The sequence below is a fragment of the Rhodanobacter sp. FW104-R8 genome (assembly GCF_001617365.1).
In the GTDB taxonomy this organism is placed as follows: domain Bacteria; phylum Pseudomonadota; class Gammaproteobacteria; order Xanthomonadales; family Rhodanobacteraceae; genus Rhodanobacter.
In genome coordinates, this window is the sequence record NZ_LVJR01000028.1 from 87,250 (window position 1) to 103,076 (window position 15,827).

Sequence of the window (15,827 nt, forward strand, 5' to 3'; positions counted from 1 at the left end):
TGACTGGTTCCCCTCGTGGCGTGGCGTTTCGGCAATGGCCATCCAGACGTCCAGACGTCCGCATGCCGTCGCCGCGGGGCCGTGCGCATGCATGGCGCCCAAGCCATCTCAGCAATGCACGTGCCACGGGCCGCAACCGTTGCTGCAGCAGCCCCGGCCAGCCGGCCGCCGCGCCGGCGCGGCGGCGTTAGCACCATCGGCACCCGCCGCCATGGCCGGTTTGCACTGTTCCAGTGCGTCGCGGCGGCGACCGTTCCCTGCGGCGGCAAAACCCGTAAGCTATGGCGCTTCATGCCGGCGAACCTTTCCGCCGGCCCGTTTCCACCTTCAACGGACCCGCCCGTGACCGACCTGCTCCACGTCATCCTGCTCGGCATCATCGAAGGCATCACCGAGTTCCTGCCGATCTCCTCGACCGGCCACCTGCTGATCGCCGAGAAGTTCGGGCTGGGCGCGCGCTCGGACCTGTTCAACATCGGCATCCAGGCCGGCGCGATCCTGGCGGTCACGCTGATCTACTGGAAACGCATCTGGCAGCTGTTCACGCAGTGGCGCGACCCGGCCAACCGCGACTACCTGCTGAAGCTGGCGGTGGCGTTCCTGATCACCGCCGGGATCGGCTTCGCGGCGGTGAAACTGGGCTTCAAGCTGCCGGAGACGGTGACGCCGGTCGCCTGGGCGCTGGTGATCGGCGGCTTCTGGATGATCGCCGCCGAGCGGCTGGCCGCGCGCCAGCCCGAGCGCAGCGAGGTGACGTGGAAGGTGGCGATCCTGGTCGGCGTCGCGCAGATGGTCGCCGGCATCTTCCCCGGTACCTCGCGCTCGGCCGCGACGATCTTCGCGGCGATGCTGTTCGGTACCAGCAACCGCGCGGCGGCCACCGAGTTCGCCTTCCTGGTCGGCATCCCCACCATGTATGCAGCCACCGGCTACGAGCTGCTCAAGGTGGTGAAGGGCGGCGGCGCCGCGCACGAGGACTGGACCGCGCTGCTCGTGGGCTTCGTGGTCTCGGCGGTCGTCGCCTTCGTCGCGGTGAAGTGGCTGCTCGGCTACATCCGCAGCCACCGCTTCACCCCGTTCGCGGTCTACCGCATCGCGCTCGGCGCGGCATTGCTGTTGCTGGTGCCGGCCGGCGGCTGAGGCGGAAGCGGCCAGGCGCGGCGTCTACGCCGCCTCGACCGGCGCCATCCTGGGCGCCGGCTTCGGCACGGCCTTCAGCGCGCCGACCGCGTGTTGGCCCGGCTGGTTGGTGCGGTCGAACAGCTCGCGCACCCACTCGATGAAGGCCTGCACGCGGGCCGACAGATGCTTTTTCTGCGGGTAGACGATCCACACCGGCTTGCCGGTCGAGTTGGTATCGGTCATCACCAGTTCGAGCATGCCCTTCTCCAGCATGCACGCGGCCAGCATGCGCGGCACCTGGGTGATGCCCAGGCCGGCCGCCACCGCCTGCAACACCGACTCGCCGTCGTTGATCAGCATGTGCGCGTCGATGTCCACGCTCATCTGCCCGCCCGGCGTGTCGAACTGCCACTGGCGCGGACGGCCGTTCGGGTAGACGTAGTTGATGCAGCGATGATCCTTGAGATCCTCGATGCTGCGCGGCGCGCCGTATTTGCGCAGGTACTCGGGCGAGGCGCACACCACGTTGCTGAGGTAGCCGATCTTGCGCGCGATCAGGCTGGAATCCTCCAGCTGGCCGACCCGGATCGCGCAATCCAGGCCCTCGCCGTTGAGATCTGCCGGCGAGTCGCTCATCGACAGCTCCAGCCGGATATCCGGATAGCGCTGCTCGAACTCGGTCAGCCGTGGGATCACCGCCGCGCGGCCCACCGACAGCGAGATGCCTACGCGCAACTTGCCGGTCGGCTTGCTGTTGGCGAAGTTCAGCGCCTCGGTCGCCTCGCTCAGGTCGGCGAGAATCTCCTTGCAACGTGCATGGAAAGCGGCCCCATCGTCGGTCAAACGCAGCGACCGGGTGGAACGGAACAGCAACCGCGCGCCGAGCTGGCTCTCCAGCCGCGACACGGCGCGGCTGACCCCGGACGGGGTCATGCCCAGCTGGCTGGCGGCAGCGGCGAAGCTCTTGGCCTCGACCACGCGGACGAAGGTCGAAATGGCGGAAAAGTCTTCCATTGTTTCAATTCCTCGTCGATTCGTGACTGCGGCGCACGAGTGTAGTGCGCAAGAAACGGATTTTCTATACCGGAAAGTGCACTTATTCTCTCGACCCTTCGCCGGGAGTCCGTGCCTGGTCTACAAGGTTTTGGGAGCGCGTGATGAAAAAACAATGGATGCTGGTTCCCCTGGTCGCGGCCGGCGCACTCGGCAGCTGGATGCTGCTGCACGGCGGTGACAGCCGTGCGCAAGGCCCCGCCGCTGGCGCCCCGCCGGAAGTGACGGTGGCGCAGGCGTTGACCCGCAAGGTCAGCGACAGCGCCGAATTCACCGGGCGGCTGGAAGCGGTCAACACGTCACAGGTGCAGCCGCGGGTCGGCGGCTTCGTGGAATCGGTGCACTTCCAGGAAGGCGCGCTGGTGCACAAGGGCGACGTGCTGTTCCAGCTCGACGCCCGCCCGTACCAGGCGGAAGTGGACCGGCTGGTCGCCAACCAGGCGCAGGCCCGCGCCGAGCTGAGCCTGGCCCAAACCAACCAGCGCCGCGCCGAGATGCTGCTGGCCCAGCATGCCATCGCGCAGCAGGAAGCCGATCGCCAGGCTACCACCGCGCAAAGTGCGCGGGCCCAGCTGGACGCCGCCACCGCCGCGCTCGCCGCCGCGCGGCTGAACCTGGATTTCACTCGGGTGCGCTCGCCGATCGACGGCCGCGTCAGCAACGCCCGCGTCACCCCGGGCAACCTGGTCACCAGCAACGACGTGCTGACCAGCGTGGTCTCGGTGAACCCGGTCTACGTCTACTTCGACGTGGACGAACAGACCTGGCTCAAGCTCGACCACCTGCGCGCCGGTGCGAAGCAGGCCGGCCACGACGCGCGGATCGAGGCCGCGATGGGCCTGGCCGACGAGACCGGCTACCCGCACGCGGGCCGCCTCGACTTCGTCGACAACCAGCTGCATGCCGGCTCCGGCACGATGCGCCTGCGCGCGGTGTTCGACAACGCCGACGGCCTGTACACGCCCGGCCTGTACGCCCGCGTGCAGCTGCAGAGCGGTCAGGCCCGCCCGCGTGTGCTGGTAGACGACCGCGCGGTCGGCACCGACCTCGGCAACCAGTTCGTCTATGTGGTCGACAAGGCGCACAAAGTGCAATACCGCAAGGTCGACACCGGCGCGCTGTTCCATGGCCTGCGCGTGATCGACAGCGGCCTGGACGCCAACGACGTGGTGATCGTCAACGGCCTGCAGCGCGTGCGTCCCGGCGCCCAGGTGAATCCGCAGCAGGTGGCGATGAGCTACCGCCTCGACGCCGCCGACAGGGCGCTGGTCGAGCGGGGCAATGCGCCGGATGCCGATGCGCGCACCGCGCAAGCCGGCACGACAGCTCCGCAGAATCGCCCGCAAGGCTGAACACCGCTCCCTCCCCTGCGACCGAAGGAAGTCCCCTTGCGGGACGTGCAGCTGGGGAGGGGTGAAGCCCTCCGGCGAAGCCAAGAGCAAGAGCGTCATCCCCTCCCCACCTCTCCCTGCGATGCAGGGGGAGGAGCAAAGCAGGCCGAGGCCGCGAAACGGCTTCGTCGAGGATTCACTCCATGAAAAACATCGCCCAGTTCTTCGTCGACCGGCCGATCATGGCCGCCGTGCTGTCGCTGCTGTTCGTGATCACCGGCTCCATCGCGGTGTTCCAGCTGCCGATCAGCGAATACCCGGAAGTGGTACCGCCCACCGTGGTGGTGCGTGCTGCCTATCCCGGCGCCAATCCCAAGGTCATCGCCGAGACCGTCGCCACACCGCTGGAGGAACAGATCAACGGCGTCGAAGGCATGCTCTACACCTCCTCGCAGGCGACCAGCGACGGCGCGATGACGCTGACCGTGACGTTCGCACTCGGCACCAACCTCGACACCGCCCAGGTCGACGTGCAGAACCGCGTGGCGCAGGCGCTGCCGAAACTGCCCGAGGAAGTGCAGCGGCTCGGCGTCACCACGCAGAAGAGTTCGCCGGACCTCACGATGGTGGTGCACCTCACCTCGCCCGACCAGCGCTACGACATGCTGTACCTGTCGAACTACGCGCGGCTCCACGTGAAGGACGTGCTGGGCCGGCTCGACGGCGTCGGCGACGTGCAGATCTTCGGCGCCGGCGAATACTCGATGCGCGTGTGGCTGGACCCGCGGAAGCTGGCGCAGCGCTCGCTCACCACCGGCGACGTGGTCAACGCGATCCGCGAGCAGAACGTGCAGGTCGCCGCCGGCGCGCTGAACGCGCCGCCCGGCCCGGGCAACTCGGCGTTCCAGCTCAACATCAACACCCGCGGCCGGCTGGTCAGCGAGAACGACTTCCGCAACATCATCGTGCGCACCGACGCGAACGGCGGCGTGACGCACCTGGGCGACGTGGCCAAGGTCGACCTGGGCTCGAACAACTACGCGCTGCGCAGCCTGCTCGACAACAAGCCGGCGGTGGCGCTGCCGATCTTCGCGCGGCCGGGCTCCAACGCGATCCAGATCTCCGACGAGGTGCGCGCCACCATGGCGCAGCTGAAGCAGGAGTTCCCGCAGGGCGTCGACTACCAGATCGTGTACGACCCCACCGTGTTCGTGCGCGGCTCGATCGAGGCGGTGGCGCACACGCTGCTGGAAGCGATCCTGCTGGTAGTGCTGGTGGTGATCCTGTTCCTGCAGACCTGGCGCGCCTCGATCATCCCGCTGGTGGCGGTGCCGGTGTCGCTGATCGGCACGTTCGCCGTGATGCACCTGGCCGGCTTCTCGCTCAATGCGCTGTCGCTGTTCGGCCTGGTGCTGGCGATCGGCATCGTGGTCGACGACGCCATCGTGGTGGTGGAGAATGTCGAGCGGCACATCGAGCTCGGCCAGACGCCGCGCGAAGCCACGCGCAAGGCGATGCACGAGGTCACCGGGCCGATCGTGGCCACCGCGCTGGTGCTGTGCGCGGTGTTCATTCCCACCGCCTTCGTCAGCGGCCTCACCGGCCAGTTCTACCGCCAGTTCGCGCTGACCATCGCGATCTCCACGGTGATCTCCGCGTTCAATTCGCTGACCCTGAGCCCGGCGCTGGCCGCCGTGCTGCTGAAGGGCCACGACGCGCCGAAGGACCGCCTCACGCGCGGGATCGACCGCGCGTTCGGCTGGCTGTTCCGTCCGTTCAACAAGCTGTTCCATCGCGGCTCCGAACGCTACGTCGGCGGCGTGAAGCGCATCGTCGGCAAGGGCAAGCTGGCGCTGGTGATGTATGCCGGCCTGATCGCGCTGACCTGGTTCGGCTTCTCGCACGTGCCGACCGGTTTCGTGCCGGGACAGGACAAGCAGTACCTGGTGGCGTTCGCGCAACTGCCCGACGCGGCCTCGCTGGATCGCTCCGAAGACGTGATCCAACGCATGGGCGCGATCGCGCTGAAGCAGCCGGGCGTGGAGCACGCGGTGGCGTTCCCGGGTCTGTCGATCAACGGCTTCACCAACTCCACCAACTCCGGCATCGTGTTCGTCACGCTGAAGCCGTTCGAGGAACGCCGTGACGCATCGCTGTCGGCCGGCGCGATCGCCGGTGCGCTGAACCAGAAGTTTGCCGCGATCCAGGATGCGTACATCGCGGTGTTCCCGCCGCCGCCGGTGATGGGGCTGGGTACGATCGGCGGTTTCCGCATGCAGATCGAGGACCGCGGCGACCGCGGCTTCGCCGAGCTGTACCAGCAGACCCAGAACCTGATCGCCGCCAGCCGCAAGGATCCGGCACTCGCCGGGCTGTTCTCCAGCTTCCAGATCAGCGTGCCGCAGGTGGACGCCGACGTGGACCGCGAGAAGGCCAAGACCGTCGGCGTGAACCTGGGCGACGTGTACCAGACCATGCAGGCCTACCTGGGCTCGCTCTACGTCAACGACTTCAACCGCTTCGGCCGCACCTACCAGGTGAACGTGTCGGCCGACCCGGCGTTCCGCCATTCGCCGCAGGACATCCTTGCGCTGAAGACGCGCAACGCGCAGGGCCAGATGGTGCCGCTGGGTTCGTTCGTCACCGTGCAGCAGGGCGCCGGCCCGGATCGCGTGCAGCACTACAACGGCTACGCCACCGCCGAGATCAACGGCGGCCCCGCGCCGGGCTTCAGCTCGGGCCAGGCGCAGGCGGCGATGGAAAAACTGGCGAAGGACAACCTGCCGAACGGCATCAGCTTCGAGTGGACCGAGCTGACCTACCAGCAGATCCTCGCCGGCAACACCGCGATCCTGGTGTTCCCGCTGTGCGTGCTGCTGGTGTTCCTGGTGCTGTCGTCGCTGTACGAGAGCTGGTCGCTACCGCTGGCGGTGATCCTGATCGTGCCGATGGTGCTGCTGTCCGCGATCGCCGGCGTGTGGCTGTCCGGCGGCGACAACAACATCTTCACCCAGATCGGATTGATCGTGCTGGTCGGGCTGGCGTGCAAGAACGCGATCCTGATCGTGGAGTTCGCCCGCGAACGCCAGCACGAAGGCATGAGCCGCCACGAGGCGGTGCTGGAAGCGGCGCACCTGCGGCTGCGCCCGATCCTGATGACCTCGTTCGCCTTCATCATGGGCGTAGTGCCGCTGGTCACCTCGCACGGCGCCGGCGCCGAGATGCGCCACGCGATGGGCGTGGCGGTGTTCGCCGGCATGCTCGGCGTGACCATCTTCGGGCTGATCTATACGCCGCTGTTCTACGTCGTCATTCGCGCCCTGGTCGAGCGCCGCGAGGCGCGCGCGGCCGAACGCGCCGCCGCGCATGCGCTGCCGGCGCTGGAGAACCACTGATGAAAATTTTCACTCGCAAGAACGCGCTGGATGCTCTTGACCGTCATTCCTGCGAAAGCAGGAATCCAGTGACTGCAATGGGTGGTGGCGAAAGTCGCTGGGTCCCAGCTTTCGCTGGGATGACGATAGTGGTTCGAGGCGCACTGCTGACCGCCGCCCTCGCACTGGCCGGCTGCGCCAGCGTCGGCCCGAACTACCACGAAGCGAAACCCGCCGCACCGCAATTGCAGGGACTGGACGCGGCGCAGGAGAACAACGCGCAGTTCCAGGCCGAATGGTGGAAGCAGTTCAACGACCCCACGCTGGACGCGCTGATCCGGCGCACCGCGGCGAACAACCTGGACCTGCGCATCGCGGTGGCGCGGCTGCATCAAGCGCGCGCGCTGCTCAGCGGCGCAAAGTCCGATCAGCTGCCGACCATCGATACCGACGTCAACTACACCCGCAGCCGCGGCCAGCAGCCCGGTTTCGGTACCCAGCGCCGGACGGTGACGACCTACCAGGCCGGCTTCGACGCATCATGGGAACTGGACCTGTTCGGCGGCGTGCGCCGTTCGGTGGAAGCGGCCGGCGCCGATCTCGACGCCAGCGAGGCGGCGCTGCACGACGCCCAGGTCAGCCTGCTGGCCGAGGTCGCACGCAACTATTTCGAACTGCGCGGCAGTCAGCTGCGGCTGGACATCGCCCGTCGCGACATCGACAACCAGCAGCAGACCGTGCACCTCACCGAGGTGCGCCAGCAGCTCGGCTCCGGCGCGGAGCAGGACGTGGCCAGCGCCAAGGCCCGCCTCGCCGCGGTGCAGGCGCAGCTGCCGTTGCTGCAGACCCAGGCCAGCGCCAGCGAATACCGTCTCGCCGTGCTGCTGGGCGAACGTCCCGGCGAACTCGACGTCGACGTGTCGCCGAAGAGCTTCACCCCGATCGCGGCGAACCTGCCGATCGGCGACGCCGGCGACGTGCTGTCGCGCCGACCCGATGTGCGCATTGCCGAACGCGAATACGCCGCCGCCACCGCGCGCATCGGCGTGGCCAAGGCGGACTTCTTCCCGCACATCATGCTGGGCGGCTTCCTCGGTTTCCTGTCGGGGCGCAGCAACGATTTCGGCAGCCCGGCGACGCGCGCGTGGTCGCTGGCGCCGAGCATCAGCTGGGCCGGCCTCAACGTGCAGCGCGTGCGCGCCAACCTGCACGCCAGCGAGGCGCGCACCGATGCGGCGCAGGCGAACTACCAGCGCAGCGTGCTGGAAGCGATCGAGGACATCGACAACGCGGTCACCGGGTTCAACCAGCAGCGCATCCGCGTCGACCATTTGATCGAGCAGGGCGCGCAGAGCAAGCGCGCCGCCGACCTGGCCCGCATCCGCTACCAGGAAGGCGCCACCGGTTTCCTCGAACTGCTGGACGCCGAGCGCACCCAGCTTGTCGCCGAGGATGACCTGGCCCAGGCCGAGGCGGCCATCAACACCCGCGCCGTGGCCTTGTACAAGGCGCTCGGCGGCGGCTGGCAGGCCTGCGGCGACGAGCGCTGCAGCGCGGTGGCCCGGGCCGACGCGCCATGAGCCGCCCGGCCCGTCGCCTGCCGGCGGCGACGCCGGTCTATCGCGTGGCGCTGGTCAGCGGCGCCAACCGCGGCCTCGGCTTCGAGGTGGCGCGCCAGCTCAGCGAATACGGCATGACCGTGCTGCTCGGCGCACGCGACCCGGACAAGGGCCTGCACGCGGCGCGCAAGCTGGCCGGCACGCCCGGCGAGGTGATCGCGGTGCAACTGGACGTGACCCGCCAGGACCAGGTCGACACGCTGGCGCGCTGGATCGAGGTGACCTACGGCCGGCTCGACGTGCTGGTCAACAACGCCGGCGGCCACTACGACCACGACGCGCGCGCCAGCAATGCCGACCTCGCGCCGGCGCTGGACGCGATGCAGACCCACCTGTTCGGCACCTGGCGGCTGAGCAGCGCGATGCTGCCGCTGATGCGCCGGCACGGCTACGGCCGCATCGTCAATGTCTCCAGCGGCTGCGGCGCCAGCGATTCGAACGGCGGCCACTGCGTGGGCTACCGCACCTCCAAGTCCGCGCTCAACGCGTACACCCGCACGCTGGCGGCGGAGCTGGAGGGCAGCGGCATCGCGGTCAACGCGGTATGTCCGGGCTGGGTCGCCACCGAGCTCGGCGGCCCCGGCGGCCGGCCGGTGAGCGTCGGCGCCGCCGGCATCGTGTGGGCCGCCAGCCTGCCGGTGCCGGCACCGACCGGACGCTTCTTCCGCGACGGCGAAGCGATCCCATGGTGAACCTCGGTGCGTCACGATCACCGCGAACCAGCGCCAGCGCGTTCGCGATTGCCTCATCGCGATCGGCGTGGCGCTGCCGTGGCTGGTACCGGCTGGCGCCTGCCCTCCCGGTTTTGATCAAAGGGGGATCGTCCGGCGGAACGCCTAGCCAAAAGGCTGCTCGATGGACGGGCTCTGTGGCGTGAACCAGCGCGCACCGTCATCGGTGACATACATGATGTCCTCGAGCCGCACGCCGAACTCGCCGGGAATGTAGATGCCCGGTTCATCGCTGAAGGTCATGTTTGCCAGGATCTTCCGCTTGTTGCCGCGCACCAGGTAGTACCACTCGTGCATGTCCATGCCGATGCCGTGACCGAGGCGGTGCGAGAAATACTTGTAGTCCGGTCCATAGCCACCGTCGACAATCACCTTGCGGGCGGCGGCATCCACCGACTCCATCGTGGCGCCCGGATGCGCCGCCTTAAGTGCCGCCTGCTGCGCCTTCTGCACGATGCCGAATACCTTCTTCATCTTGTCGGAGGCCTTGCCCAGGACAAAGGTACGGGTGATGTCGCTCTGATAGCCTTCCACGAAACAGCCCTCGTCGATCAGCACTGCCGTACCTTCGACGATTTTCTGCGGAGCGATCGAGCCGTGCGGCTGGGCGGTGTATTTTCCGACGTTGACGATCGCCTCGCCTACCAGCCCCTGGCGTCCGTAGGCGGCGCCGATCCAGTCCAGCACCTGTTGCTGCGTCATGCCGGGTTCGAGCGCCTTCCACACGGCGTGGTACACCGCCAGCGTCGCGTTGTTGGCGACCTGCATCAGGGCCAGTTCGGCCGGACTCTTGACCGAACGGCAGCCGGCGGTGACCGGCATGGCGGACACGAGCCGCACGTGCGGCATCGCGTTGCCGATGTTGGTGGCGCGGGAAAACGGTACCTGGTCTTCGACGCCCAGCGTTCCGGTGGACGCGTGCAGCTCGGCCATGATCTGCGCGATCTTCTCGTAGGGGCTCTCGTGCTCCTGCCAGGCACGCACGTCGTGACCGAACCTGATCTGCTCCAGCGCGCGGCTCTGTTCGAATGCGGGTGTGATGTAGATCGGGTCCCCCGACCGGGGCAGCAGCATGCCCATGGTCCGCTCACTGGTGAACCAGTGCATGCCGGTGAAATAGTTCAGCGAGGCACCGCCATCCATGAAGATGGCATCCATCTTGTTCTCGGCCATGAGCTGCTGCGCCCGGTTCAGGCGGGCCCTGCGTTCGGCGTCGGTGATGGGGACGATCTGCGACTGCACCGGCTGCAGCGCCATGATCGAAGGCGGCAAGCCGGCGCAGTCGGCGCCCTGCCGGGCCACGGCCTCGCCTGCCAGCAGGCTCGTCGACAACGCCGCCGCACCCATGGCCGAAGCCTGCAGGAAGCGCCGGCGGCCAAGGTGGATCGTATTGCTGGTTTCCATCGTTGTTCCCCCTGTCTGTGTACAGCTGCTCGTGGCAGCGATTCGAGCCATCCCGGCGGCAACCGCACGGTTCATCCGCGACGGTGAGGCCACATCACGGTGAGGTTACCCCGATCGTGGCTGCTCAGCGCTGCACGATCAGCGCGAACCAGTGCCAGCTGTGCACGCGCTCGGCGATCAGCTTGGTGCAGGTCAGCATCGGCACCGCCAGCAATGCACCGGGAATGCCCCACAGCCAGCTCCATACCAGCAGCCACAGCAGGATCGCGATCGGGCTCAGCTGCATGCTGCGACCCTGGATCATCGGCGTGATCAGGTTGCCTTCCAGCGCGACGATGCCGGCGAAGGTCAGCACCGGCAGGAACACGTGCAGGCTCATCTCGTTCGCATAGAGCATGCACACCACCGCCAGCACCGCGGTGGTGACGATCGCCCCGACGTACGGAATGAAGTTCGCGAACATCGCCACCGTGCCCCACAGCAGCGGGTCGGGCACCTTGTACAGCCACAGCATGCCGGCGGTGACCGCGCCGAGCCCCGCGTTGATCAGCAATGCGGTCAGCAGGTAGCGCGATACCTGGGTCTGGATGCCGCGCACAATCACCACTGCATGCCGCTTGTAGCCGAAGCTCGGGGTGATCTCCACCAGCCGGCGCAACATCGTGTCGCCATAGATCAGAAAGAAGAACACCAGCAGCACCACGCTGAGTACCGCGGCCAGCACCTTGGGCGTGGTGGAGACCACGTCCCAGGCGCTGATCGCCATCGGCGGAGCTGGCGTGGCCGGCGCGTGGATGGTGCCGGTGTTGCCGCCGACCAGGGTCTGGGTGGCGCGGTTCGCCGCTTCCAGCGGCTGGGTCAGGTGCTTCAGCTTCGGCACGAAATTCCTGATCGCCTGCGGCGCGCCATGGAACCAGCCCACCGCCGGTTGCGCCAGCAGGCCGACGCCGCTGCCGATACCGACGATCAGGCCGACCATCAGCACGCTCGCGGTCAGCCAGCGCGGCAGGCGGATGCGTGTCCCGGCGGCGACGATCGGATTCAGGGCCAGCCCGAGGAAAGCCGCCAGCACCAGCGGAATCAGCAGCGCCTTGGTCAGCGTGATGGTGTACATCAACGCCAGGAACAGCAACACGTTCAACAACCCGCGAATCGCCCGCAGGTGCCGGCGGATGCCACGCGTCGCCTGCAGTCCGCGCGCCAGCTGCCGCGGCGGGCACCCCGGCGCGACTTCCTCGACCCGGATCGGCGACGTGACGTCGCCGCCGTCACCCACGGCATCACCCTGCGGCCGGAACGGTTCGGGCTCGCTCATGAGCGCTCGTCATCTTCCGCATCGGGTGCGCGGGTGTCTCGTCCGGCACCGGCGAGACCCGCCGCGCCCAGCTCGGCGATCAGGCGCGTGCCGAAGGCCACCGCATCGGCCAGTCCGCCGCCGAGCAGCGGACCCATGCCCGGCACCCGCAACGGATGCACCTTGAGACTGCCCAGCACGAAGCCGGCACCGGCCGCCGCGCCCACCGTGGCCAACGGATGCGTATGCCCGCGTGCCAGCAGGGCCGCCGCGGGCGTACTCAACTCCTGCCGCGCTGCGCTCATGCGCAATTGCGCCGCCTGCACCTTGGCGAACTGATCGAAAACGCTCACGAGCGACCTTCCTCCCCGTTGCCCTGCCGGCTCTCCGCCGCGACCTCGCTCTCGGCCTTGCGCAAGGTGTCGCGCATCATCGCATGCCATTCGCCACGCGTGGCCGGCAGGCTCATCCAGTGCATGCAGCGACGAAACAGCAGGATCGAACCGAACAGGAACAGCACCTGCAGCATCGCCAGCACCAGCAGCGACCAGATCCACGAGCCGAACCACGCCGCCAGCACCACGCCGAGCAGTCCAAGTACGGTCAGACCGAAACCGACACCGGCCACCGTCGCAGCCAGTCCCGCCAGCAGCATCCACGACACCGCGCTGCGCGCCAGTCCCAGTTCAGCCGCCAGCAAATGCATCTGCGCGCCGAACAGACGCCTGACCGCATGGCCGAGCTGGCCGATTTCCTTCAGCAGCCCGGACGATGACGGCGCCGGTTCCGGCGCCGTCGCGGCGCGAGGTGGTTCACCCTCGTCATGCATGCCCGACCCCTGCGCCGCGACGCTCAACGTCGCAGGATGCGGCCGAGCAGCCAGCCGGCGCCGATCGCAATGGCGACCGACTGCACCGGCTTCTCGCGCACGTAGTCGCGCACCTGCTCCAGCCACGCGTCGGCGCGATCGATCGTCTCGTCGTAGACCTCGCGGCTGCGCTCGCCGACCTGTGCGGCCTTGTCGCTGGCCTTGTGCGCCGCGCCGGCAGCCTTGTCGGTGGCGTGGTGCAGGCTTTCCTCGACGCGGTCGGCAGCTCGTTCCACCGCTTCCCTGGTGCTGTCGACGGCGCTGGAGGTGGCCTGCTTGATCCGTTCGGCGCGTTCGTCGATGCGATCGCCGGCGGACTGTTCAGGGGTCTGGACCTGCTTGTTCATGGCTTGCTCCGGAAGGACTTCAGTATGGCGAAACCGCGTTGCCGCGACGACCGTCAACCGGCACGACGGAAGAACGCGATGCCCGCCAGGACCAGGAAGATGATGAACAGGATCTTCGCGATCCCCGTGGCGGCGCCCGCGATGCCGCCGAAACCGAACACGGCGGCAATGATGGCAATGATCAGGAAAACCAGGGCGTAGTGAAGCATGGGGACGACCTCTTGCGATGAACGGCGGCTGCAGGGGAAGCCGCATGTCGCCATTCATCCATAGCCCGCGGCACGCAAACGTGAAGGGTGCCCGCCTCATCGTGCACGCGACGCCGACGCATGCGCCGGCCTGCATTCAACCGGCGAGCACGGGATTGAGGCTGTAGGTGCCGACCAGCTCCGCCTCGGCCAGCACGTGGCCGGCCATCGCCGCACGCAGCTCGGCCAACGAAAAACCGCCGGCCAGCGGCAGCGCGGCCACGTTGAGTGCGTGCACCTTGAAGCGGTAGTGATGCAGCAGCGAGTCGTTCCACGGCGGGCATGGGCCGTCGTAACCGAGGTAGTCGCCGCCCATGTCGGCGTCGCCGGCGAACCAGCCGGTGTAGTCGTTGACGCCCTGCACGCTGCCCGGCGGCCCGAACGGCTCGCGCTTGCCGCGCGCGGTGATCCCGTCGCTGCAGCTGCCTGCGGCCAGCTCGCCGCATTCCGCGGGGATGTTCGCCATCAGCCAGTGCACGAACTCGACGCGCGGCAGATCCGCCGGCACCGTGCGGCCGGCCTGGTTCACGTCGTCGCCGCGGCTGGGCACGTCGGCGTCGATGCAGGTGAGCACGAACGAGCGGGTGGCCGGCGGCGCGTCCTTCCACGCCAGGTGCGGGCTGCGGTTGTCCGACAGCGCGACCGGATCGGCGCGCCTGCCGAAGGCGAACTCGGCGGGGATCGTCCGGCCGTTCTCGAAATTGTCGCTACGCAGTTGCATGGTGTGTCTCCGCTCGGGTTGCATGTTGCGTACGAAGTGCGATTCCTGCCTTCGCAGGAATGACGGTAAAAGATGCGACTTGCGCCCACCTTCGTCATTCCTGCGAAGGCAGGAATCGCACTTCAACGGCTACAGAATAGTCGGATACAAGTCCCGCCACCCGGCATTGCCCTCGTCGATCAAGCGCATCTTCCAGTCGCGCTTCCACCGCTTGAGCATCTTCTCGCGCAGGATCGCCGACTCCATCGTCGGGTGAAGCTCGTACCAGACCAGCGTGTGCACACCGTAGCGGTTGGTGTAGCCCTCCACCACGTCGTTCTTGTGCTGCCAGATGCGCTTGATCAGATCGCTGGTGACGCCGATATAGAGAACACCGTTCTTCTTGCTCGCCAGCATGTAGACGCAAGGTTGTCGCCTGTCCATAGCGTTTTCTCCAGTGTTGTAATGCGATTCCTGCTTTCGCAGGAATGACGGCGGTGTAGGTGATTCACGGGTATGCCACTCTCCTTTTTCGTCATTCCTGCGAAAGCAGGAATCGCACTTCGCGCAGGAATGACATGGGGCTCATGGCTCGTACGTCACCCGATACACCGCCCCGGCCAGGTCGTCGCTGACCAGCACGCTGCCGTCGGGCAGCGGCTGTACGTCGACGGGGCGGCCCCAGGCCTGCTCGTCCTGCTCGAAGCCGGTGACCAGCGGCTCGTAGGAGACCACCTTGCTGCCGTTCAGGCGCACGGTCATCACGCGGTAGCCGGATTTCTTCGTGCGGTTCCACGAGCCGTGCTCGGCGACGAGGATCGCGCCCTTGTAACCGGCAGGAAACTGGCCGCCCTCGTAGAAGCGCATGCCCAGCGCGGCCACGTGCGCGCCGAGCTTCAGCACCGGCGGCACGTAATCCTTGCAGCTTTTGCCCTTGCCGAACTCGGGGTCGAGCGTGTCGCCCTGGTGGCAGTACGGATAGCCGAAATGCTCGCCGGGGCGGGTGATCTCGTTCAGCTCGTCGCTGGGCATGTCGTCGCCCATCATGTCGCGGCCGTTGTCGGTGAACCACAGGCGGTGGGCGCCCGGCTGCCAGTCGAAGCCGACCGAGTTGCGGATGCCGCGCGCCACGTCCTGCCAGCCGCTGCCGTCGGCGTTCATGCGGATCAGCTTGCCGTGGTCCGGGCCCGGATCGCAGATGTTGCACGGCGCGCCGATCGGCACATACAGCTTGCCGTCCGGGCCGAACGCGATGAACTTCCAGCCGTGGTAGGTCTCGGTGGGCAGCCGGTCGGTGACCACGGCGGGCTTTGGCGGATCATCCAGGTGGTTCTCGATGTCGCGCAGCACCAGGATGCGGCTCACCGCGGAGACGTACAGGTCGCCGCCCTTGAACGCCACGCCCACCGGCAGCTGCAACCCGCTGGCGATCACCCGCACCTTGTCCGCCACGCCGTCGCCGTTGCTGTCGGTCAGCGCATAGACCTTGCCGGCATCGTTGGAGCCGACGAACACCGTGCCCTTCGCGCCCAGCGCGATCTCGCGCGCATCCGGCACCTGGCCGGAGTACACCGCGATGTGGAAACCCTCAGGCAGGGTCAGCCGGCCCAGCGGCGGCGCGGCCAGCGCCGGCAGCGGGGACAGGGCCAGCAGCAACGGCAGCAGCAGGCGCATGGCAAGGCTCCGCAACCGTGGGGAACGCACAGCGTATACCGGCGCGCGCGAAGCACGAAGGG

General features: G+C 67.8%; 15 protein-coding genes. 5 read left to right on the plus strand and 10 right to left on the minus strand.

All coding sequences use genetic code 11. The annotated features are described in order from the left end of the window. Positions 1–342 precede the first annotated feature (342 nt). Complete coding sequence (locus RHOFW104R8_RS09270) at positions 343–1,140, plus strand: undecaprenyl-diphosphate phosphatase (RefSeq protein WP_082823578.1); 798 nt, start codon at positions 343–345, stop codon at positions 1,138–1,140. A 24-nt stretch (positions 1,141–1,164) separates the two neighbouring features. Here the strand turns inward: RHOFW104R8_RS09270 and RHOFW104R8_RS09275 are convergent, their stop codons facing one another. Beyond that, a complete protein-coding gene (locus RHOFW104R8_RS09275; RefSeq protein ID WP_068093814.1) occupies positions 1,165–2,136 on the minus strand; it encodes a LysR family transcriptional regulator in 972 nt (323 codons plus the stop codon). 143 nt (positions 2,137–2,279) lie between these two features. Between RHOFW104R8_RS09275 and RHOFW104R8_RS09280 the strand changes: the two genes are divergently transcribed. The 4 genes from RHOFW104R8_RS09280 to RHOFW104R8_RS09295 all read left to right on the plus strand — a co-directional run bounded on the left by RHOFW104R8_RS09280 (position 2,280) and on the right by RHOFW104R8_RS09295 (position 9,191). Then, on the plus strand, positions 2,280–3,527 hold the full coding sequence (locus tag RHOFW104R8_RS09280) for an efflux RND transporter periplasmic adaptor subunit (RefSeq protein WP_153021688.1): 1,248 nt from the start codon (positions 2,280–2,282) through the stop codon (positions 3,525–3,527). 182 nt (positions 3,528–3,709) lie between these two features. Next, positions 3,710–6,901, plus strand: coding sequence for an efflux RND transporter permease subunit (locus tag RHOFW104R8_RS09285; protein ID WP_068093807.1), 3,192 nt, complete (start codon positions 3,710–3,712; stop codon positions 6,899–6,901). A 119-nt stretch (positions 6,902–7,020) separates the two neighbouring features. Next, positions 7,021–8,460: an efflux transporter outer membrane subunit gene (locus RHOFW104R8_RS09290; RefSeq protein WP_068093804.1), complete on the plus strand. Its 1,440-nt coding sequence runs from the start codon at positions 7,021–7,023 to the stop codon at positions 8,458–8,460. Beyond that, positions 8,457–9,191, plus strand: coding sequence for an SDR family NAD(P)-dependent oxidoreductase (locus tag RHOFW104R8_RS09295; RefSeq protein ID WP_068093802.1), 735 nt, complete (start codon positions 8,457–8,459; stop codon positions 9,189–9,191). The genes RHOFW104R8_RS09290 and RHOFW104R8_RS09295 overlap by 4 nt, the downstream gene beginning before the upstream one ends. A 144-nt stretch (positions 9,192–9,335) precedes the next feature. Here RHOFW104R8_RS09295 and RHOFW104R8_RS09300 read toward each other — a convergent pair whose 3' ends face one another. From RHOFW104R8_RS09300 to RHOFW104R8_RS09335, 9 genes are all read right to left on the minus strand, one after another. Beyond that, complete coding sequence (locus RHOFW104R8_RS09300; protein WP_201029460.1) at positions 9,336–10,709, minus strand: Xaa-Pro peptidase family protein; 1,374 nt, start codon at positions 10,707–10,709, stop codon at positions 9,336–9,338. A gap of 49 nt (positions 10,710–10,758) precedes the next feature. Continuing rightward, positions 10,759–11,949: an AI-2E family transporter gene (locus RHOFW104R8_RS09305; protein ID WP_068093796.1), complete on the minus strand. Its 1,191-nt coding sequence runs from the start codon at positions 11,947–11,949 to the stop codon at positions 10,759–10,761. Next, positions 11,946–12,281, minus strand: a complete 336-nt coding sequence (locus RHOFW104R8_RS09310; RefSeq protein WP_068093794.1) for a hypothetical protein — start codon at positions 12,279–12,281, stop codon at positions 11,946–11,948. Before RHOFW104R8_RS09310 ends, RHOFW104R8_RS09305 begins: the two co-directional genes overlap by 4 nt. After that, a complete protein-coding gene (locus tag RHOFW104R8_RS09315; RefSeq protein WP_068093792.1) occupies positions 12,278–12,757 on the minus strand; it encodes a hypothetical protein in 480 nt (159 codons plus the stop codon). The genes RHOFW104R8_RS09310 and RHOFW104R8_RS09315 overlap by 4 nt, the downstream gene beginning before the upstream one ends. Before the next feature lie 23 nt (positions 12,758–12,780). Beyond that, a complete protein-coding gene (locus RHOFW104R8_RS09320) occupies positions 12,781–13,143 on the minus strand; it encodes a YqjD family protein (RefSeq protein WP_068093790.1) in 363 nt (120 codons plus the stop codon). Between the two features lie 53 nt (positions 13,144–13,196). Continuing rightward, positions 13,197–13,352: a DUF1328 domain-containing protein gene (locus RHOFW104R8_RS16945; protein ID WP_082823579.1), complete on the minus strand. Its 156-nt coding sequence runs from the start codon at positions 13,350–13,352 to the stop codon at positions 13,197–13,199. A gap of 136 nt (positions 13,353–13,488) precedes the next feature. Then, positions 13,489–14,112, minus strand: coding sequence for a YbhB/YbcL family Raf kinase inhibitor-like protein (locus tag RHOFW104R8_RS09325; RefSeq protein WP_068093787.1), 624 nt, complete (start codon positions 14,110–14,112; stop codon positions 13,489–13,491). 129 nt (positions 14,113–14,241) lie between these two features. Next, positions 14,242–14,535 (minus strand): GIY-YIG nuclease family protein, encoded by a 294-nt coding sequence (locus tag RHOFW104R8_RS09330; protein ID WP_068093784.1) that lies wholly within the window; start codon positions 14,533–14,535, stop codon positions 14,242–14,244. Positions 14,536–14,676: 141 nt separating this feature from the next. Beyond that, entirely contained in the window at positions 14,677–15,765 is a 1,089-nt protein-coding gene (locus RHOFW104R8_RS09335) for a sorbosone dehydrogenase family protein (RefSeq protein ID WP_068093782.1), read from the minus strand. Between the last annotated feature and the right edge of the window lie 62 nt (positions 15,766–15,827).